This is a genomic window from Rhodococcus sp. AZ1 (assembly GCF_054979605.1).
Map to the genome: position 1 here is coordinate 225871 of NZ_JBUEQF010000005.1, position 19884 is coordinate 245754.

The following is a 19884-nucleotide window of genomic DNA, read 5'->3' on the forward strand; positions in this document are numbered from 1 at the left end:
CAACCTCTGTAGGGTTCGGCAGGTGTCGACATTCAACGGGCTCCCCGCCCACATTCTGCTCGTCCACGGCGTGATCGTGCTGGCCCCGCTCACGGCGGTGCTCCTGGTCATCAGCGCGCTCTGGGCACCCGCACGCAAACGTCTGGTGTGGTTGGTCGCCGCCCTCGCCCTGATCACCCTCGTGCTGACCCCGCTGACCACCAACGCGGGCGAGTGGCTCGAGCAGCGAACTGCCGACTCGGCCGCGCTGCGCGAGCACACCGAGCTCGGCGACACCATGCTCTACTACTCGATCGCGATCGTCCTGGGTGCGGCAGCACTGGTCTACGTGCATCTGCGCGAGCGCAAGGGCGCAGTCCCGCAAATCCTGCACGCCGGCGTCGGGTTCCTCGCCGTCGTGGTCGCGATCGCGTCGTTCATCGCCGTCTACCGCATCGGCGACTCGGGCGCGAAGTCGGTGTGGGGCGACCGGGACTACTCGGTGGTCGACCCGGCCGCCGGCGGATAGGTCACCTACCCCCTGGCGAACGCCACACTGCCGGTGAAGATGGTCTCGGCGTCGTTGTCCATCGTGGCCACGTGGTAGCTGTTCTCGAGGATCGTCTCGGTGACCGTGGTGTTCGTCGCCCCGGCCACCAGGATCTTCCCGGAGAGCGGCTCGACGACGTTGTCGATGCGGCTGCGGTAGAACTGGATGGGGCACGTGATCTCGCCGAGCCGCGGAACGGTGATCCGCCACAGATCCTGAAGTGAGACGAAAGCCGGCAGGGGCGTGCGGTCGTATGCGGACTCCACCACGCCGGCCTTCTTGATGTCACCACCGATCGCCGGCCGCGACTTGATGGCCCAGGCCACGTAGCGGGCCATCTTCGCGTCGAGGCGCTCGGTGGCGAACGCCGGGTTCACCAGCACCAGCCCGGCCACCGGCCGCTCCTGCGCGAGGTGGGTCACCAGCGCGCCGCCCATGGACAGACCGCCCGCGAACACCCGGTCGCAGCGCGAGGCCAGGTCGTCGTAGGCGCGTTCGACCTCGCCGTACCAGTCGTGCCAGGTGGTGGTGTTCATGTCCTGCCACGTGGTGCCGTGCCCCGGCAGTCGAGGAGCCCGCACCGAGAACCCGGCTCCGGCGAGATGCTCGGCCCACCCCCGCACCGACGACGGGTTGCCGGTGAAACCGTGGCTGACGACGAACCCGGTGCTACCACCGTCCGCCGAGAAGGGATGGGCCTCGTCCAGGACGCGCACTGTCATGCTGGCCACCGTAGTCAAGCGCGGTTGCTGCCGTACACGTTCTCGATCTCGCACGGCGTGAGTGATCTTTCGTGACAGCAGGTATGCTTTCCCGATTCCTCCGAACTCGGACCGCTGTCGACGACATCGATCCACCGATCGCATTGGTCCGCCGTTGCCTCACTACCGACCTGTTCCCGACTTTCGCGGGAAGTGCCCGATGTGCGCCGCGCCCTGCACGGCCGAGCTGGTCACCACCCGTCGCGGCGGACAGCCGATGTCGAGCACGTACGCGGGCTGCGAACACTGTGGCTGGGAGGGCCCGTCCGACCTCACGGTGACCTGAGCCGAGCTGATCTGCGGGTCGTCACACGGTCGGTACCGTGGGAAGCATGCTCGCTCTCACGGTGATACTCGTCCTCGCCGCCGCGATCGCGCTGGTGGTCTTCGCTCGCCGTTCCACGGCCGCCCGCGCCGCCACCACACTGGCCGACGCCGCTGCTGATGCCCGCCAGTCGATCGAACGCCTCGGCGGGCAGGTGATGAACCTCGTCGGCACCGACGCGGCGTCCAAACAGGCACTGGCCGACGCCGCCGAGCGGTTCACCGCCGCAGGTTCGCAGATCGACCGTGCCACCACCCCGGCGCAGGCGAACCTGGCCAAGCAGACCGCCATCGAAGGTCTGTACTACATTCGCGCGGCACGCACGGCCATGGGCATCGATCCCGGACCCGAGATTCCGGTGCTCGCCGGGCAGGCCTCCGCCGGCGCGGTCACCGAGAAGCGCACCGTCGACTTCGACGGTCGAACCGTGCAGGCCTCGCCGGAACCCGGACCTGCCACACCCAACTACTACCCGGGCGGACGCGTCGCCGGGCGCCCGGTGCCGGCCGGGTGGTACTCCGAGCCGTGGTGGCAGAGCGCGCTGATCACCGGGACGTGGGCACTGGGGTCGGCGATGCTCTTCTCGTCGATGTTCTCCGGGATGGCCGGGGTGTCCTACGGCGCCGAGCAGTTCGAGTCGGGCTACGGCGAGGGCTACCAGGACGGGCTGTCCGCGGGCGACGGGGCGAGCTACGACGGAACCGACGGCGGGGGCGGGGACTTCGGGGGCGGCTGGGACAGTGGCGGCGGCTGGGACGGCGGGGGCGGCGACTTCGGTGGCGGGGGCGACTTCGGAGGCGGCTTCTGAGCTACGGAGTCAACTCGCCTGACACGACGGGCACCAGAAGAGGTTGCGGCCCTTGAGATCTGCGAGCAGCACCGTTGTCCCGCACACTCGGCAGGGTCGACCCGCGCGCCGGTAGACGTAGTTGCGCGGGCGCCCACCGGGGCCGCCCTCACCGTGGTCGTATTCGGGGTCGATGGTGATGATCTTGCCCCGCCGCACACCGACCTTCATCAGTTCCACCAGGTCGGCCCACATCTCCTCCCACTGGCCCCGGCCCAACTTCTTGCCGGGCAGATACGGGTCCACCCGATGGCGGAAGAGCAGCTCGGCGCGATAGACGTTGCCGATTCCCGCGATCACGTCCTGCTCCATCAGCAGTGCCGCGATCACCACGGACGAGCGGTGGATCCGATTCCATGCCTTGTCCGGATCGGACTCCTTGCGCAGCGGATCCGGCCCCAACCGTGCAATGAGCGCCTCGACCTGAGTGTCGTCGTAGATCTCGCAGGCGGTCGGTCCCCGCAGGTCTGTGCCGTACTCGCTGCCCACCAGCCGCATTCGTACCTGCCCGACGGGGTCGGCCATCGGCACCTTCTGCTCGGAGAACTTGCCGTAGAGACCGAGGTGGACGTGGACGACGGCGCCGTTGTCGTAGGAGTGCAGCAGGTGCTTGCCCCAGGCATCCGAGCGGGTGAGCACGTGACCGTCCACCCACTCGGCGCCCTCTACGAATCGGCCCTGCGGACTCGAGACCTCCACCGGTGAACCGGCGTACCGACGCTGATGCAGCCGCGCGAGGCGGTGCAGTGTGTGCCCTTCGGGCATCGGTCAGGCCGGCTTGCCCGGAACCTCGGGCGCGACACCGGTCTTCTCGTACTCGGCGAGGATGTCGATGCGTCGTTGGTGGCGCTCCTCCCCCGACCACGGCGTGGCCAGGAACGCGTCGACGATGGCCAGCGCCTCGGGCAGCGAGTGCATGCGCCCACCGATACCGATGAGCTGCGCCTTGTTGTGCTCGCGGGCGAGTTTCGCGGTCTCCACGCTCCAGGCCAGGGCGCACCGAGCGCCGGGCACCTTGTTGGCGGCGATCTGCTCGCCGTTACCGGAACCGCCGAGCACCAGTCCGAGGCTGTCCGGATCGGCGACCGTGCGACGCGCCGCCTCGATGCAGAACGCCGGGTAGTCGTCCACGGCGTCGTACTCGAAGGCGCCGCAGTCGATCGGCTCGTGGCCGCTCGCCCGTAGGTGGTCGATGATCTGGTTCTTGAACTCGAAGCCGGCGTGGTCGGCACCCAGGTATACGCGCATGCATAGAGTTTGGCAGGTGGGCTCGCACGTGTGGAACGCAGGCGTCGATGGCGCGCGCGGCGCGTGGATCGTCGCCCGCACGGACGGCGCACGGTTGCTGCTCGATCGCGCGGCCACCGTCGACGACGTGCTCGCCGTGACCGCCGACTGCGCGGTGGTCGGGGTGGACATGCCGCTGTCGATGCCCGCGCGCGACTACCGCCAGTGTGAGCTGGAAGCGAAGGCGCTCCTGGGGCCCGCGAGGTCCTCGATCTTCCACACTCCCGTCGCCGCGGTGCTCGACGCCGCCGACTACCCGCAGGCGTGCGCGATCTCGCGGTCGATCACCGGCAAGGCGATCAGCAAACAGGCGTGGTACCTCGTCCCGTCAATCCGAGCCTGGCGCGAGGCAGAGTTCGACCGCGAGCGGGTGGTCGAGGTTCACCCGGAAACCACCTTCCGGGTGGTCGGGCGCGGGGTGACGGCGTCGAAGAAGACCGCCCGCGGAGCCGGGCAGCGCATCGCCGCCCTCACCGAGTTCCTCCCGGCGGAGGTACTCACGAGCGCGTTCGCGTCCATCCCGGACGGTCCCGCGTTCGACGACGTGCTCGACGCCATCGCCGCGGCGTGGTCGGCGACGCGACGGCACAGCGGTCGGGCGCGCGTGCTCGGCGACGACCTGATCGTGTGACCCGAATCGAGCCTGATCGTGTGACCCGAATCGAGTCGGTGTCGGCCGGTCGCGTTAACCTCGAGCGGCCCCCGCCTCGGGGGCACTCCCCCGGAAGAGCCAGGGGGTGTTCCCCCGGAGAGAAGGCGAACCCGTCATGTCCCTCGAGCCCCTCACCCTCGACCAGGCCCTCACCATCATCGACGGTGCGCGTGCGCACGGCCGCGAGCAGGGCTTCAAGCCCCTCACGGTGGTGGTGCTCGACGCCGGTGGCCATATCGTCGCCGCGCAGCGCGAGGACGGAGCGTCGATGAAGCGCGTCGAGGTGGCGCACGGCAAGGCGTACGGCGCACTCGCGCTGGGCATGGGCTCGCGCTCGATCATGGCCAGGGCCGAGCAGCAGGCGTACTTCATCGCCTCGGTCACCCCGGCCGTCGGCGCACTGATCCCCGTACCGGGTGGCGTCCTGATCAAGGACTCGGGCGGCTCGCTGATCGGCGCCGTCGGAATCTCCGGTGATACCTCCGACGCCGACGAGGCCGCAGCGCTGGCCGGTGTGTCGGCGGCGGGTCTGGTGGGCCAACCCGACTGACGGCGGTCAGTCGAACTGCGGGTCCTCGGTTCGGGTCCGCTTGAGCTCGAAGAAGTGCGGGTAGGACGCGAAGATCACGGAGGCGTCCCAGAGCTTGCCGGCCTCCTCGCCGCGCGGGATGCGCGAGATCACCGGGCCGAAGAACGCGACACCGTTGACGTGGATGGTCGGGGTACCGACGTCCTTGCCGACCGCGTCCATGCCCCGGTGATGGCTGGCGCGTAGCGCGTCGTCGTACTCGGTGGTGTGGGCAGCGGCGGCCAGGTCTGCGGGCAGCCCGACCTCGGCCAGCGAGAGCGCGATCACCTCGTCGAAGTTCTTGTTGCCCTCGTTGTGGATCAGCGTGCCCATTGCGGTGTACAGCGGCGCGAGCACCTGGTCACCATGTGCAGCGGCCGCTGCGATGGCCACGCGGACCGGGCCCCACGCCTTCTCCATCATCGCGGCGTAGTTGTCGGGCAGATCGCGACCCTCGTTGAGCACCGACAGGCTCATCACGTGGAACGAGACCTCGATCTCGCGCACCTTCTCGACCTCGAGGATCCACCGGGAGGTGATCCAGCACCAGGGGCACAGCGGGTCGAACCAGAAATCGGCACGGTCCTTGCCGGTGGTCGAAACGCTCTCGCTCACGTCGGTCCTTTCGTCGGGTGCGGGGCGGCGACCGCCGCTCCGGTGTCCCCATTGTGCCGCCGTCCGCCCGGGCGTGGTGGGATGGGTGCACCAACGTTCCCGCCGCCGGTGACACCCACGAGGCGATCACCAGAAAGGGGCCCCAATGGCTGCCCCCAACCTCACCCGTGACCAGGCCGCCGACCGCAGTGCGACGGTCGCGGTGTCGAACTACGTCATCGATCTCGATCTCACCGACGGCGCCGGCGGGCCCGGTGTGGGCACCTTCACCAGCACCACCACCATCGAGTTCACCGCCACCGCGGGCAGCTCCACGTTTCTCGACATCGTTGCGGCACAGATCGATTCGGCCACCCTCAACGGGCAGAGCCTCGACGTCTCGGGCTACGTCGAGGACACCGGGATCAGCCTCCCCTCGCTCGCGGCGTCCAACACCGTCGTGGTCACCGCGCAGTGCTCGTACTCGAACACCGGTGAGGGCCTGCACCGGTTCGTCGACCCCGCCGATGGCGCGGTGTACCTCTACACCCAGTTCGAGACCGCCGACGCCAAGCGCATGTTCGCCTGCTTCGACCAGCCCGATCTCAAGGCCACCTACACGCTCTCCGTTACCGCCCCCGAGTCCTGGCGCGTGATCTCCAACGCCGCGCACGACGGCCTACCGGAGGGCGGCCGCCACCGGTTCCACACCACCGCTGTCATGAGCACCTACCTCGTTGCGCTGATCGCCGGGCCCTACGCCGAGTGGACCGACACCTACACCGACGAGCACGGCACCATCGACCTCGGGATCTACTGCCGCGCAACGCTCGCCGAACACATGGACGCCGAGCGGCTGTTCACCGAGACCAAGCAGGGATTCGCGTTCTACCACCAGAACTTCGGTGTTCCCTACGCGTTCGGCAAGTACGACCAACTGTTCGTACCGGAGTTCAACGCGGGCGCGATGGAGAACGCGGGCGCGGTGACCTACCTCGAGGACTACGTCTTCCGCTCCAAGGTCACCCGCTACTCCTACGAGCGGCGCGCGGAGACGGTGCTGCACGAGATGGCCCACATGTGGTTCGGGGATCTGGTCACCATGCGCTGGTGGGACGACCTGTGGCTCAACGAGTCGTTCGCCACCTTCGCCTCGGTGCTGTGCCAGGCCACGGCCACCGAGTACACCACCGCGTGGACCACGTTCGCCAACATCGAGAAGTCGTGGGCCTACCGGCAGGACCAGCTGCCCTCGACTCACCCCATCGCCGCAGACATCCCCGACCTCGCCGCGGTGGAGGTGAACTTCGACGGAATCACCTACGCCAAGGGTGCCAGCGTGCTCAAGCAGCTCGTCGCCTACGTCGGGCTCGATCCCTTCCTGGCCGGCCTGCGGGCGTACTTCGCCGAACACGCCTTCGGCAACGCGACGTTCGACGACCTGCTGCGCGCTCTCGAGGCCTCGTCCGGCCGTGAGCTCTCCGGGTGGGGCGATCAGTGGTTGCGCACCACCGGACTGAACACGCTGCGAGCGGATTTCGATCTCGACGCCGATGGTCGCTTCACCCGTTTCGCGATCACGCAGTCCGGCGCCGAACCCGGCGCCGGTGAGCACCGCGTGCACCGGCTCGCCGTCGGCATCTACGACGACGCCCCGGACGGCAGCGGAGCGCTGATTCGCACCGAGCGTGTGGAACTCGATCTCCTGGCACAGGAGAGCACCGAGGTCCCCGACCTGATCGGCACACCGCGCGGTGCGCTGATCCTGCTCAACGACGACGACCTGACCTACTGCAAGGTCCGGCTGGACCCGGTGTCTCAGACCACCCTCGTCGAGCGCATCGGCGACATCGCCGAGCCGCTCCCGCGCACCCTGGCGTGGTCGGCGGCCTGGGAGATGACTCGCGATGCGCAGATGCGTGCTCGCGACTTCGTGGCTCTGGTGACACACGGAATCGCCGCCGAGTCCGAGGTGGGTGTGGTGCAGCGGCTGCTGCTGCAGGCTCGCACCGCGCTCGGCTCCTACGCCGACCCGTCGTGGGCGGCGGCCACCGGGTGGCCCGAGTTCGCCGATCGACTCCTCGAACTGGCACGCACCGCCGAGCCGGGGTCCGATCATCAGCTCGCCTACGTCACCTCACTGGCGTCCTCGGTGCTCGCCGACCGCCACACCGACGTCGTTCGTTCCCTCCTCGACGGCGAGGTCGACGAGCAGGGTCTGCGCGGACTGATCGTCGACACCGATCTGCGGTGGTCGCTGGTGACGGCGCTCGCCGCTGCCGGCGTCGTGGACACCGATACCGACGGCACGCCGTTCATCGATGCCGAGGCCGCACGTGACAACACTGCCGCCGGTGCACGCCAGGCGGCAGCAGCGCGCGCCGCGCGCCCCATCGCGGAGGTGAAGCAGACGGTGTGGACGAGTGTCGTCACCGACGACTCGGTGCCCAACGTGACCACCCGCGCCATCGTCGGCGGCTTCGCCCCGGCAGGGCAGGGCGAGTTGCTCGAGCCGTTCGTCGACCGCTACTTCGACGACATCGTCGACGTGTGGACGCGGAGATCGAGCGAGGTCGCGCAGACCGTCGTGATCGGGCTGTACCCGTCGTGGTCGATCTCGCAGGCCTCGATCGCCCGCGCGGACGCCTTCCTCGCGGGCGACCACCCGCCCGCCCTGCGGCGGCTGGTCGTCGAGGGACGCGCCGGTGTGGTGCGCTCGCTCGCCGCGCGGGAAGCGGATGCATCCGGTTAACTCCCCACGGTGCATGTGCTGCTCTCGTTCTTCGGTAGTCGTGGTGACGTTCAGCCCGGCGTAGCTCTCGCCCTCGAACTTCGTGGGCGAGGGCACGCCGTCACGATGGCGGTGCCGCCGAACTACGTGGATTTCGTCACCGGCTTCGGCATCGCGGCGCACCCGATATCGGCCGACAGCGAGGCGCACTTCGAGACCGGACGCACTCGCGAGGCGATGAACACTCGCAACCCGCTCCGCAAGGCCGCGTTGCTGAAGGAGCAGATGGCCGAGGGGTTCCGCCGGTTCGACGAGGACATCACGGCGGTGGCGGCAGCAGCGGCCGAGCGCGGTGAACTCGACGCCCTCGTCTCCGGGCCTCTGGGCCAGGATCGGGTGCTGGCGCTGAGCGAACGGTACGAGGTGCCGATGGCGACGATGCGCTTCTGCCCGGTGTCGGAGAACGGGGTCATCGCGCCGTTGGCCTCGGTGCGCCGATTCCCGGCGCCGCTGGTGCGCGGGGCATGGCGGCTGGCCGATCAGACCACGTGGCTCGCGCTCCGCGGCTCGGAGAACAGGTTCCGCGCATCGCTGGGCCTCGACCCGGCCGACGCCCGCCTCCCGGTCCGTCTCGAGCGCGCATCGGTCACGCAGATCCAGGCGTACGACGCTGCCCTGTTCCCCGGCCTCGAGGACGAGTGGGGCGCAGATCGCCCGATCGTGGGGTTCGTCGACATACCGGACTCCGCGCGCGATGCGCTCTCCGAGACCCGCTCCGACGACGGCGATCTGCGGTCGTGGATCAGCGACGGCGAACCGCCGATCTTCGTCTCGTTCGGCAGTGCCCCGCTGAAGGATCCCGAGGCGGTTCTCGGGGCGATCATGTCCGTGACCGCAGAACTGGGTGTGCGCGTGCTGCTGGGCCGACGCCCCGCGGTCACGGGCGTCGATCCTGACAACCCCCACGTGTACGTCGCCGGTCCGATGCGGCACTCGGAGATCCTGCCGCTGTGCCGCGCCGCGATCCATCATGGCGGGGCCGGCACCACGGCGGCGTCGCTGCGCGCCGGGTTGCCCACCCTGGTGTGCTCGGTGGGCGCCGATCAACCGCAGTGGGGAGCGCAGGTGACCCGGATCGGGGTGGGCGCGACCTTGTCGGCATCCTCGGTGTCCGCGCAGCGACTTCGGGACGGGCTGGCGGTGGTTCTCGACGACGCGACCGCGGACGCGGCGCGCGCCCTCGCGGCACGAATGGTGCCCCCGGCCGCGGCGCTGGCAGCGGCCGCGGACGCCGTCGAACGCGGGTGAGGCGCCCGGATCAGGGCCCGAGCAGGGTCAGGGCGCGAGCAGGGTCAGGGCGCGAGCAGGGTCAGGGCGCGAGCAGGGTCAGGGCGCGATGGACGTCATCACGGCGTTGCTGATCACACGAATCGCCGCGACGAAGCCGTCGATGATGTTGCCCTCGGCGAACGCACCGGTCGCCGCGGTGACTCCGAGGCGCGCGAGCTCGTCGTCCACCAGTGCCGACGCCTGCTTGCCGACCAGGATCTCGATTGCGCGCTCGTTCGGCGAGACCGCAATGAGGACGGAGTTCTCCGCCTCGGGGGTGGTGGGGAAGAGTTCCTCGACACCCGCGCGGGTGTCGGTGCCCAGATCACCGAGGTAGACGGTGAACCGGATGCCGGTGTAGCGCGTCGCGGTGGTCAGCGCGCGATCGAGCTGCACCAGCTCGGTGCGCGTGAACGGCGGCTCGTCCGGGTTGGCGGTGCCGATCTGGTGCACACCGGACACGCGACCGCTGTAGGTGACCACGTGCCCCTCGCGCAGCGCAGGAGCCGCCGCGGCGGTGGTGTCGACCTCGGTGCCGTCGGAGTTGATGACGAGCTCAGAACCTGCCACTGGCGCGGCCTCCGATCAGATCGCTGGACGCCGCGGACACCTCGGCGTGCGGGTCGTGGTGGGCTGCGTGGGGATCACCGATGATCTCGTCGGTGGCCGTCCACAGGTACGGCGGGCGATCCCACGGGTCACCGGCCCGGTAACGCGGCGGCGGTGGGTTGTTGAATCGCTTCCGCTGCATCGTCAGTGCCGCGATAACGACGAAAACCAGCAGCGGGATGGCCGCATAGATCAACGCAGTCTCGATGATGCTCACGCGACAACCGTAACCGATCACCGGGACGGTCGGCAGCCAGGCCGCAGATGCACCGGTCGGCTCAGGCAGCGCCCTCGCCGAGGTACTGCAGCCAGGTGGGGTCGAGTTCCTTGGTGGTGGCCAGCAGACGCCAGTGCGGGCCGCTGGGTGGGACGGGCGTGGTGCGCAGAGTCCAGCCCAGTTCACTGAGCATCCGGTCCGCCTTGCGGTGGTTGCACGGTGCGCACGACGCGACACAGTTCTCCCACGAGTGGCCACCGCCGCGACTGCGCGGAACCACGTGGTCGATGGTTTCCGCCTTGGCGCCGCAGTACGCACACCGGAACCGATCGCGGTGCATCAACGCCGCGCGGGTGAGGGGGATGCGCGCGCGGTAGGGCACTCGCACGTAGGTCCGCAGCCGGATCACCGACGGGATGTCCAGGGCCAGGCCCGCCGATCGCACCACCGCGCCGTCGTCACCTTCGTGCACCACGACCGCCTTCTCGCACACCAGCAACACGACAGCGCGGCGCATGGGTAGGGCCGTCAGCGGCTCGTACGTGGCATTGAGCAGGAGCACTCTGCGCGACGACCAGCTCGAGGTGTGTTCGGTGGGGGTCGCAGGGGTGGGCGCCGGATCGGGCACGGCTCGAAGACTCACGGCGGAGGAGGGTCGGGGCGGATCGACGACGGTCGACCCGGGTTGTCGATGCCTGTGGCCGTGATTCTTCATGCCACCTCCAGTTACGGATGGCACGGCGGCCGGTACCACTGGTTGTGGCAATGCCGACGTGCAGCGGGTGTGCTGTCGAGCAGAAGACTGGTGCCAGTGCACCACGAATGCTGCCTGTGCGCACGTCCATTGTGCCTTCCGAGGCGAGGCGCCGTGGTGAACGTCGGGTATCACCCGGCGGATCCGGCTCGGGCTCCTGCGCGTCGTAGGGTGGAGTGCATGTCGACCGAGACGAGCTTCTACGACGCCGTGGGCGGCGCGTCGACGTTCGCCGCTCTGACCGCGCGCTTCTACGAGGAGGTGGCCAAGGACGAGGTGGTGCGACCGCTCTACCCCGAGGCGGACCTCGGTCCGGCCGAACGGCGGATGCGCATGTTCCTCGAGCAGTACTGGGGGGGACCGCGCACCTATTCCGACGAGCGCGGCCACCCGCGGCTACGAATGAGGCACTCCCCGTACCGGATCGGGCCGCTCGAACGGGACGCCTGGTTGCGCTGTATGCACACCGCGATCGACTCCATCGACGACGCCACTATGGGTCCCGAGCACCGGAAGATGCTGGTGGACTACATGGAGATGGCGGCAGCGTCGATGGTCAACTCACCGCTGTGAGGATTTGCTCGCCGCTGTGCGTGGGACGGTTCAGCCCAGCGAGCTGGGCGCGCGACGCGTGGAGAACTTGTTGAGGATGCGGTAGACGAACCACAGCGAGCGCGGCAGGTGCGGGCGAAGGATGGCGTGCTTGCGCACGTAGTTCGGGATGTGCCACTGCGCCCAGGTGCCGGCGCGGAACAGCGCGGCGTCGCCGGGGCGAAGGACGCGGACCTCGCCGTTCTCCCCGGTCACCTCCACCTCACCCTCGATGATCTGGATGGTCTCGTCCCAGCGGAAGTACCAGTTGAAGGTTCCTGCGGTGCAGTCCCACACCCATGTGGAGGTGCTGTTGTCGAGAGACTGCGACCACTGACCACTGCGGGCCACAGGGGAGCCGGCGACGATCCACGACGGCTCGATGGGGGCATCGGTGAGAACTACATCGTCGAGGCGAACCGACTCGAAAGCAAGACTGGTCACAGGCTTTCCTTTACTTTTCCATGGGTCCTGTGCTGAAAGTACACGACGAAACCGGATTTTGGTAGGCAACGGTGTACAAGCCGCTGCACGTCGGGATCCGTCACCGGTGCCCGAACACCCGGATTTGGCACTATGTCGCTTATGACCTCGTCTGCGGCGGAACCCGGATTCACCGAACCGCCGTCCAGCGACGCCGAGCCCCGATCGTGGTGGCGACATGCCGTCTTCTATCAGATCCATCCACGCTCGTTCGCCGACTCGAACGGTGACGGGGTGGGCGATCTCGGTGGCGTACGCGAGAAACTCGGCTACCTGGAACTGCTCGGGGTGAACGCGGTCTCGCTCGGACCGATCATGCGATCACCGATGGTCGACCACGGTTTCGACGTCGCCGATCCACGCGAGATCGATCCGATCCTCGGCTCGCTCGAGGTGTTCGACGCCCTCGTCGCCGAAGCCCACTCGCGTTCGATCCGCGTGGCCGTGGATCTGATCCCGAACCACACCAGCGATCAGCACGAGTGGTTCCGAGCAGCGCTGCGGTCGGCACCGGGCAGCACCGAGCGCGCCCGCTACATCTTCCGCGACGGCAGAGGCGGCGGCGACCCACCGAACAACTGGGTCAGCATGTTCGGTGGTCCCGCGTGGACCAGAGTGATCGACGCGGACGGGACGGCGGGGCAGTGGTACCTGCACCTGTTCGCCCGCGAGCAACCCGATCTGAACTGGGACAACCCCGATGTTGCCGACGACCTCGCGCGGACCGTCCGATTCTGGTTGAACCGCGGTGTCGACGGGCTCCGGATCATCCTCGCCGACGCGATGGCCAAACCCGCCGACCTCCCCGACGCCGACCCCACCCGGCAAGACCCCCGGTTCGACCAGCCCGCCGTCCACCGGATCCACCAGTGGATTCGACGGATCGTCGACGAGTACCCGGACGCCGTCACGATCGGTGAGATCCGAGTGCACGAGGGCGAGCGTATCGGCCGATATCTGCGCCCGGACGAGTTGATGCTGTGCATCGACCACCGACTGGCCACGACACCGTTCGATGCGAGCGCCCTGCGCGATGCCGTCGACACTGCCTTCGCCTCGATCACCGACGTGGGCGGAGCGCCGGCGTGGACCCTGTCCAACCACGATCTGGTTCGCGAGGTCACCCGGTACGGCGACGGCGCAGTGGGGCTGGCACGGGCACGGGCGATGGCGCTGTTCCTACTGGGACTGCCCGGGGTCGTCTTCATCTACAACGGAGCCGAACTGGGCCTACCGAACGTCGACCTTCCGGAGTGGGCGCTGCAGGACCCGATATGGGAGCGCTCAGGACACACCGACCGTGGCCGCGACGGGGCACGGGTGCCGCTGCCCTGGGAGGGTCGAACCCCACCGTTCGGGTTCGGACCAGCTCCCACCACCTGGCTCCCGATCCCACCGGACTGGGTGGACCGCACGGTCGAGAATCAACTCGAGGACATCGGATCCATTCTGAACCTCTACCGCTCGGCCATCGAGATGCGCTCGCACCGACCTGAATTCGATTCCTCGCGCCTCGACTGGTACGGCAGCCCGCCTGGCTGCCTGGCCTACCGCACCCGCGGCGGGCTGATCTGCGCGCTCAACACCACCAACCGACCCATCGCCCTGCCCCCGGGCGCGGTGCTCCTGGCCAGCAGCCCGGTGGTCGACGGCCAACTCGGCCCGAACAGTGCCGTGTGGATGGTGTGACAGCCGTATGGATGGCCTCGAATCAGCGGGGCTGCACCGACAGCGACAGGCCCGCACCCCGAGCGCGGGCAACCGATCCGAATCGGGCGTCGAGCCGAACCCAGGTGCGAGTGGCGCGCACCCGCACCACGTCCCCGTCGGACTCGGGCGCGAACGCCATGGCCGTCAGAGCCAGCACCATCCTCATCGGAACCGCGACCGTCCCCGTCCCGGAGTCGCCGCTGACCTCGATCACCGACTGATCCAGAAGCGACGCCGGCGGTCCGTGACGCGATCCGGCCGCGGACGCCAGGTCGGCCCCGCGACGAGCCAGGTCGGCCACCACGGCCACCGGAACGTCGTCGACGTGCTCGAACCCGTCTGTCGGGGGCAGAAACGCCCGCCACGACGAGTCCACGCTGTATCCCAGTCCGACCCGGTGACCCGGCCCGGCACTGCTACCCGTCGACTCCCGCGTGGCGTCGGCGAGCAGCGCGTCGGCTGCAGCCGTGGCGTCGGTCGGGCTCACCCGGCCGAGAAGCACACGGGTGGCGAGTACGTCGAACCCCGTCGTGGTCCACACTTCGACCCGGTCGTCCCCCCGCTCGCGCAGTCGCACCACCACCGCGGGATCGAGGCGCAGGGCGCGGCCGAGGAAGGTGGCCAGGTCGTCGCGATCGGCGGGTGATCGCAGGGAGAGCACGCGTTCATCCGATCCGGAGGTCACGAGTTCGGCAACCAGCTCGCCAGGTAGTCACGCTCGGCATCGCTGAGCCGACGCAGGCGCTGGGTGTCGATGTCGAACGCCGCCACCTGGGTGGTCGCGGAGATGGCGGGCGGCTCGGTCATCGGGACGCCGCGCCCGCGCACCTCGTAGCCGATCGTGAAGTCCACTGCGCGCAACTTCTCGGTCCACATGAACACGTCCAGGGGCGCGTCGGAGTGACGAAGCTGACCGCGATAACGCACGTGCAGATCGGCGATGACCGCGCTGTTGCGCAGGGTCACCGTGGGCCGCCCGTCGGCCAGCAACCACGGGATACGGGCCTCCTCGAGAATCGTCACCATTCGCGCGTGATTGATGTGGTGGTAGACGTCCATGTCCGACCACCGCACCGTGACCGGTGTGTGGAATCCGACGCGGTCGTTCCCCGAGGCCGTCATGGCGATCCTTCCGATCGAGTACCCGTGACCCGCACCATACTTCGCACCTGACCCGCGGCGACCGACAGCGTCGCCAGATCGAGGTCGGGCTCGGCGTCGATGTCGGCGAGGATCGTTCGCGCCCGACGCAGCCGTGAGGAGTTGCTGCTCTCCCAGTCCTCGATCATCTCGCTCGCGCTCTCGCCGGGCTCGCCACCGTGGAGGACGTCGAGGGTCAGAGCGCGCAGCGACGCGTACAGGTCGTCGCGCAACGCCAGCCGCGCGAGCGAATGCCAGCGATCGCCGCGTTCGAGACGCGACACCGCAGTCAGGAGCCGGTCGACGCCCAGAAGATCGTCGAGTCGGAAGTACAGTTCGGCCACCTCGGCGTCCCGATGATCGCTCATGTCCGCGGCCTCGATGATGTCGAGCAGGCAGAAGCGGTCGAGCAGCCCGTGTACCCGCAGTGCCAGGTCCACCGGCGCGCCGGCGTCGATGGCCGAGCGCGCCCGCAGCGCGGCCCGCTCGATGCGGCGGCTGCCCAGCCACCCCGGCACCTGCGGTTCGAGGCGGGCGATGCGCTCGCCGAACCGGGCGATCTCGGCCCGTACCGCCACCGGCTGCGGGCGGTTGGCCAGGAGCCAGCGCGATCCGCGATCGAGGAGCCGACGCGATTCGAGCACCAGCAGATCGGATGCCGCCGTGGGCATCTCGGTCGAGGCGATCGTCTGCCACGCCGTCGGCAGACCGAAGATGGCCGTCGTGGCCGTGAAGGCGCGCACCGCGTCGGTTGCAGTGACACCGGAGTCCTCGCCGAGGCGGAACGCGTAGGTGATGCCGGCCTGATCGATCACCCGGTTGGCCAGTGAGGTCGCAACGATCGCCCGACGCAGCGGATGGGCGGCGATGAACGATCCGAACCGCTCCCGCAGCGGCACCGGGAAGTACTCGGTGACCTCACCGACGAACGAGTCCGAATCCGGGAGGTCGGTCTCGGCCAGATCGTGCTCGAGCGCCAGCTTCACGTGCGCCATCACCGTGGCCAGCTCGGGCGAGCTGAGCCCCTCCTGGTACTTGATGCGGCGAGCCGCCTCGTGTTTCGACGGCAGCGCCTCGAGCTTGCGGTCCAGGCCCACCCGCTCCACCAGATCCGTCATCAACCGTGCGTGCACGTTCATCAGATCCACCGCGTCGGCGCGGGAGGTGCCCAAAACCTCGTTCTGAGCGGTGTTGTCCGCCAACACCAGTGCGGCAACCTCGTCGGTCATCGACGCCAACAGCTCCCCGCGCTCGCCGACGCTCAGCTCGCCCGCGGCAACCGCGGTGTCGAGGAGGATCTTGATGTTGACCTCGTGGTCGGAGCAGTCCACTCCGGCGGAGTTGTCGACGGCGTCGGTGTTGATGCGCCCGCCCGCGCGGGCGAACTCGATCCGGCCGGCCTGGGTGAGCCCGAGGTTGCCGCCCTCACCGACCACGCGCACGCGCAGATCGGCTGCGTCGACCCGCACCGCGTCGTTGGCCTTGTCCCCCACGTCGGCGTGGGCTTCGGACCTGGCCTTGACGTAGGTGCCGATGCCTCCGTTCCACAGCAGGTCGGCCGGTGCCAGCAGGATCGCGGTGATCATCGCGTCCGGGGACAGCTCGATCGTCTCCTGCGCCCCCGCGTCGCTGTCGATACCGAGCACCTCACGCGCCCGGGAGCTCACCGGGATCGACTTGCGCGTGCGCTCCCACACCCCACCGCCCGCGCTGATCACCGAGGCGTCGTAGTCGGCCCACGACGACCGCGGCAACGCGAACATGCGCGTCCGCTCGGCGAACGAACGCGCCGGATCCGGGTCCGGGTCGAGGAAGATGTGCCGGTGATCGAAGGCGGCCACCACCTTCAACCGATCGCTGAGCAGCATCCCGTTGCCGAAGACGTCGCCGCTCATGTCGCCGACACCGACCACCGTGATCTCGTCGACGGCCGGGTCCAGGCCCAGTTCGCGGAAGTGCCGGGTCACGCTCACCCACGCCCCGCGAGCCGTGATGCCCATGGCCTTGTGGTCGTAGCCCACCGAACCGCCCGAGGCGAACGCATCGCCGAGCCAGAAGTCGTATTCGGCCGCAACGGAATTCGCAATGTCGGAGAACGACGCGGTGCCCTTGTCGGCGGCCACCACGAGATAGGTGTCGTCGCCGTCGCGGCGCACGACGCGTGCAGGCGCGAGCACGGCACCGGTGGCACGGTCGAGGTTGTCGGTGACATCGAGCAGGCCCCGCACGAACCATCGGTAGCACTCCTGCCCCTCGGCGAAGGCGGCGGCACGGTCGACGCCCGCGTCGCCGGTGGGCTGCGGCGAGTTCTTCACCACAAACCCTCCCTTGGCGCCGACGGGCACGATGACGGCGTTCTTGACCATCTGCGCCTTGGCCAATCCCAGAACCTCGGTGCGGAAATCCTCGCGGCGATCGGACCATCGCAGCCCACCGCGGGCGATGGGCCCGAACCGCAGGTGCACACCCTCGAGCCGCGGGGAGTAGACGAAGATCTCGAAATACGGTCGTGGATCCGGGATTTCCTCGATGCGGCGCGAATCGAGCTTGAGCGAGAGCATCGGTCGCGGCGAACCGTCCACCAGCACGTAGTGGTTGGTGCGCACCGTCGCACGCACCAACGACAGCAGGGCGCGCAGAATGCGATCGGTGTCGAGGCTGACCACCCGATCGAGAATCGCGACCAGTTCGGCGTCGCAGTCGGCGGCGCGCCGCGCGTCGGCGGCGTCCGGATCGAACAGCGCGGCGAACAGTGTTGCGAGCAGCCCGGCCGCTCGCGGGTCGGCGATGAGCACCGACTCGATGGTGTGCTGGCTGTAGGTGAACCCCGCCTGGCGCAGGAACTTCGCGTACGCCCGCAGCACCAGCACCTCGCGCCAGTGCAGCCCCGCCCGCAGGATCAGTTCGTTGAACCGGTCCGCCTCGGCCTCACCGCGCCAGAGCGCCTCGAACGCGTCGGTGACCCGGCGTGCGCCCGGACCCGGACCGGTGATCTCGGCACCGAGCAACTCCTGCGCAACCTGCTCGGCCACCGAGCCGGCGAGAACATCCGGGGTCACCAGCAACCCGAAATCGTAGAGGCGGCACATCCCGCCGCCGGGAAGAGGCAGTTCGTAGGGCCGCTCGTCGATGACCTGCACGCCGAAGCTCTGCAGCACCGGGAGCACCTGACCGAGCGAGATCTCCACACCGGTGGCGTAGAGCGAGAATCGCCACCGCTCGACGGGATCGCCCGCCGCACGATAGAGCACCGTGTCAACGGTCCCCGCCGTCATCGAGCGCACCCGCGCGAGGTCGGCCACCGCCCGCTGTGCCCCGAAATCCTCCTTGTACGAGTCGGGCAGGGACTCGGCCGAGCTCATCAGCTCCTCCACCGAACCGGCGCTGCGCTGGGCCTCCTCGAGCAGACCGTCCTCCCACGTGCGCGTCGCCGCGGCGATCGACGCCTGCAGGCGCCCGCGCATCGCCTCCGAGGTGTCCAGCTCGCCGGGGCGCGGCTGGTGGAGTCGGATCACGAACGACACCGACGCCACCGGGCTCTCCGAGACGCGGGCGGCCACGTCGACGCTCTCACCGCCGTAGGCCTCACGCAGGATCTCGCCGGCCCGATCGACCACTCGGGTGCTGTAGCCCCCGCGCGGGAGGAACACGATGGCCGAGACGTAGCGGCCCTCCGGGTCCGGGCGCAGGAACAGCACGACCTCGCGCCGAACCCCCAGCGCATCGACCGCTGCGAGGGCCGCGCCGAGAGCCGCCGAATCCACCGAGAGCAGCTCCGGCAGGGGGAAGGCGCGTGCGGTCGTGGCCATCGACATGCCGGTGTGGGAGTCGAGGGTGTGACCGGCGCCGATGATGGCGGCCCGCACCCGCTCCCCCGCCACCGGGACGCTCATGACATCGGTGGTCAGTGCCGCGTCGGTGAACAGTCCGGTGAAGCGGTGTTCGAGACCGGCGACGCCGTCGGTCCCGCGCTCACGAACGACGAGTACGTACGGCACCCGCGTCCGCAGGACCTGCGTGGCCAGCGGTGTCTGCTCGAGTTCGAAGGTGGCCTCGCTGCCGGAACCCTCGCTGCCGGAACCCTCGCTGTCGGGGCTCCGGCCGCCGTCGGTGGGCGTGTCGCGGTCGATCCCGAGCGCCGACGGGTGCACGCCGGCACCTCGGCAGCGGTAGCCGAGGAGCCGGAACCTCTCCGCCGACAGCCACCGCAGCAACGCCGCGACGTCCGGGTCGGCCACGGTGGCGGCAACCCCTTCGCGGGCCCGTGACATGGCGTCGGCGTCCCCGTCGACGCGGCGCACGAGCCCGAGCACCGTCGGCAGTTCAGTTTCGATCGCGTCGAACACGGCGGCGGGCGTCCCGGTCCGCAGGGCGATGTGGATCCACGATTCCGGCGAACCGCCCCGGGCACCGGCAGCTGCCACCTCGATCGGTGCGCCCCGGCCTGCGCGCACCACCTCGACAACCGGGTGAACGAGATCGACCACGTCGGCGTGCAGGGCTCCCATCAGGGCGGTCACCGCGTCGACCAGACCCATCATGTCGTCGGTCACCACCTGCACGGCGGCGAATCCGTCGCGGTCGGGGCGGCGGACGGCGATCCGGGCGGTGCCCGGCACGCGGTCGGCGGAGAGGGCGCTCAGGTCGTCGAGGATCGCAGTTCGGGTGCGGGACCCGACCGTCTCGGGGATCGCGGAGGCGACTGCGGGCAGAACGGATACCTCGGACACGCGCATGGGCTCGAGGGTAGCCGCGCC

At 69.2% G+C, this 19884-nt stretch carries 19 protein-coding genes; 8 read left to right on the plus strand and 11 right to left on the minus strand.

Features of this window, described 5'->3' with window-relative positions; genetic code table 11:
• Nucleotides 1–22: 22 nt before the first annotated feature.
• The gene (locus tag ACY48E_RS08645) at nucleotides 23–508 is read left to right on the plus strand and encodes a DUF2231 domain-containing protein (protein WP_462871733.1); all 486 of its coding nucleotides are present in this window, start codon (nucleotides 23–25) and stop codon (nucleotides 506–508) included.
• 5 nt (nucleotides 509–513) lie between these two features.
• Here ACY48E_RS08645 and ACY48E_RS08650 read toward each other — a convergent pair whose 3' ends face one another.
• Nucleotides 514–1251 carry an alpha/beta hydrolase gene (locus ACY48E_RS08650; RefSeq protein WP_462871734.1) on the minus strand — a complete coding sequence of 246 codons (738 nt, stop codon included), beginning with the start codon at nucleotides 1249–1251 and terminating at the stop codon, nucleotides 514–516.
• Nucleotides 1252–1613: 362 nt separating this feature from the next.
• Between ACY48E_RS08650 and ACY48E_RS08655 the strand changes: the two genes are divergently transcribed.
• Entirely contained in the window at nucleotides 1614–2423 is an 810-nt protein-coding gene (locus ACY48E_RS08655; protein ID WP_462871735.1) for a DUF1542 domain-containing protein, read from the plus strand.
• Between the two features lie 9 nt (nucleotides 2424–2432).
• On the opposite strand, the gene ACY48E_RS08660 is transcribed toward ACY48E_RS08655, so the two are convergent.
• Nucleotides 2433–3227, minus strand: coding sequence for an Fpg/Nei family DNA glycosylase (locus tag ACY48E_RS08660; protein ID WP_462871736.1), 795 nt, complete (start codon nucleotides 3225–3227; stop codon nucleotides 2433–2435).
• A 3-nt stretch (nucleotides 3228–3230) separates the two neighbouring features.
• Nucleotides 3231–3710 (minus strand): ribose-5-phosphate isomerase, encoded by a 480-nt coding sequence (locus ACY48E_RS08665; RefSeq protein WP_462871737.1) that lies wholly within the window; start codon nucleotides 3708–3710, stop codon nucleotides 3231–3233.
• Between the two features lie 16 nt (nucleotides 3711–3726).
• Here ACY48E_RS08665 and ACY48E_RS08670 point away from each other — a divergent pair, with 16 nt between their 5' ends.
• Entirely contained in the window at nucleotides 3727–4380 is a 654-nt protein-coding gene (locus ACY48E_RS08670) for a DUF429 domain-containing protein (protein ID WP_462871738.1), read from the plus strand.
• A 136-nt stretch (nucleotides 4381–4516) separates the two neighbouring features.
• A complete protein-coding gene (locus tag ACY48E_RS08675) occupies nucleotides 4517–4951 on the plus strand; it encodes a GlcG/HbpS family heme-binding protein (protein WP_462871739.1) in 435 nt (144 codons plus the stop codon).
• 6 nt (nucleotides 4952–4957) lie between these two features.
• Here the strand turns inward: ACY48E_RS08675 and ACY48E_RS08680 are convergent, their stop codons facing one another.
• Nucleotides 4958–5584, minus strand: a complete 627-nt coding sequence (locus tag ACY48E_RS08680; RefSeq protein WP_462871740.1) for a mycothiol-dependent nitroreductase Rv2466c family protein — start codon at nucleotides 5582–5584, stop codon at nucleotides 4958–4960.
• 145 nt (nucleotides 5585–5729) lie between these two features.
• On the opposite strand from ACY48E_RS08680, the gene pepN reads away from it, so the two are divergent.
• Both pepN and ACY48E_RS08690 read left to right on the plus strand, forming a co-directional pair.
• Nucleotides 5730–8315 carry an aminopeptidase N gene (pepN, locus tag ACY48E_RS08685; RefSeq protein ID WP_462871741.1) on the plus strand — a complete coding sequence of 862 codons (2586 nt, stop codon included), beginning with the start codon at nucleotides 5730–5732 and terminating at the stop codon, nucleotides 8313–8315.
• A gap of 9 nt (nucleotides 8316–8324) precedes the next feature.
• A complete protein-coding gene (locus tag ACY48E_RS08690; protein ID WP_462871742.1) occupies nucleotides 8325–9602 on the plus strand; it encodes a glycosyltransferase in 1278 nt (425 codons plus the stop codon).
• Between the two features lie 78 nt (nucleotides 9603–9680).
• On the opposite strand, the gene ACY48E_RS08695 is transcribed toward ACY48E_RS08690, so the two are convergent.
• The 3 genes from ACY48E_RS08695 to ACY48E_RS08705 all read right to left on the minus strand — a co-directional run bounded on the left by ACY48E_RS08695 (nucleotide 9681) and on the right by ACY48E_RS08705 (nucleotide 11164).
• The gene (locus ACY48E_RS08695; protein WP_462871743.1) at nucleotides 9681–10193 is read right to left on the minus strand and encodes a DUF5130 family protein; all 513 of its coding nucleotides are present in this window, start codon (nucleotides 10191–10193) and stop codon (nucleotides 9681–9683) included.
• Complete coding sequence (gene ctaJ, locus ACY48E_RS08700; RefSeq protein WP_462871744.1) at nucleotides 10180–10449, minus strand: aa3-type cytochrome oxidase subunit CtaJ; 270 nt, start codon at nucleotides 10447–10449, stop codon at nucleotides 10180–10182. Before ctaJ ends, ACY48E_RS08695 begins: the two co-directional genes overlap by 14 nt.
• 61 nt (nucleotides 10450–10510) lie before the next feature.
• The gene (locus tag ACY48E_RS08705; protein WP_462871745.1) at nucleotides 10511–11164 is read right to left on the minus strand and encodes an HNH endonuclease; all 654 of its coding nucleotides are present in this window, start codon (nucleotides 11162–11164) and stop codon (nucleotides 10511–10513) included.
• A gap of 219 nt (nucleotides 11165–11383) precedes the next feature.
• On the opposite strand from ACY48E_RS08705, the gene ACY48E_RS08710 reads away from it, so the two are divergent.
• A complete protein-coding gene (locus tag ACY48E_RS08710; RefSeq protein WP_462871746.1) occupies nucleotides 11384–11776 on the plus strand; it encodes a globin in 393 nt (130 codons plus the stop codon).
• A gap of 30 nt (nucleotides 11777–11806) precedes the next feature.
• On the opposite strand, the gene ACY48E_RS08715 is transcribed toward ACY48E_RS08710, so the two are convergent.
• Entirely contained in the window at nucleotides 11807–12238 is a 432-nt protein-coding gene (locus ACY48E_RS08715) for a cupin domain-containing protein (protein ID WP_462871747.1), read from the minus strand.
• A 141-nt stretch (nucleotides 12239–12379) separates the two neighbouring features.
• On the opposite strand from ACY48E_RS08715, the gene ACY48E_RS08720 reads away from it, so the two are divergent.
• The gene (locus ACY48E_RS08720) at nucleotides 12380–13966 is read left to right on the plus strand and encodes an alpha-amylase family glycosyl hydrolase (RefSeq protein WP_462871748.1); all 1587 of its coding nucleotides are present in this window, start codon (nucleotides 12380–12382) and stop codon (nucleotides 13964–13966) included.
• Nucleotides 13967–13988: 22 nt separating this feature from the next.
• Here the strand turns inward: ACY48E_RS08720 and ACY48E_RS08725 are convergent, their stop codons facing one another.
• The 3 genes from ACY48E_RS08725 to ACY48E_RS08735 are packed head-to-tail and all read right to left on the minus strand — an operon-like array spanning nucleotide 13989 to nucleotide 19863.
• On the minus strand, nucleotides 13989–14672 hold the full coding sequence (locus ACY48E_RS08725; RefSeq protein WP_462871749.1) for a hypothetical protein: 684 nt from the start codon (nucleotides 14670–14672) through the stop codon (nucleotides 13989–13991).
• Nucleotides 14669–15109, minus strand: a complete 441-nt coding sequence (locus ACY48E_RS08730; RefSeq protein WP_462871750.1) for an acyl-CoA thioesterase — start codon at nucleotides 15107–15109, stop codon at nucleotides 14669–14671. The genes ACY48E_RS08725 and ACY48E_RS08730 overlap by 4 nt, the downstream gene beginning before the upstream one ends.
• On the minus strand, nucleotides 15106–19863 hold the full coding sequence (locus ACY48E_RS08735) for an NAD-glutamate dehydrogenase (protein WP_462871751.1): 4758 nt from the start codon (nucleotides 19861–19863) through the stop codon (nucleotides 15106–15108). The genes ACY48E_RS08730 and ACY48E_RS08735 overlap by 4 nt, the downstream gene beginning before the upstream one ends.
• Between the last annotated feature and the right edge of the window lie 21 nt (nucleotides 19864–19884).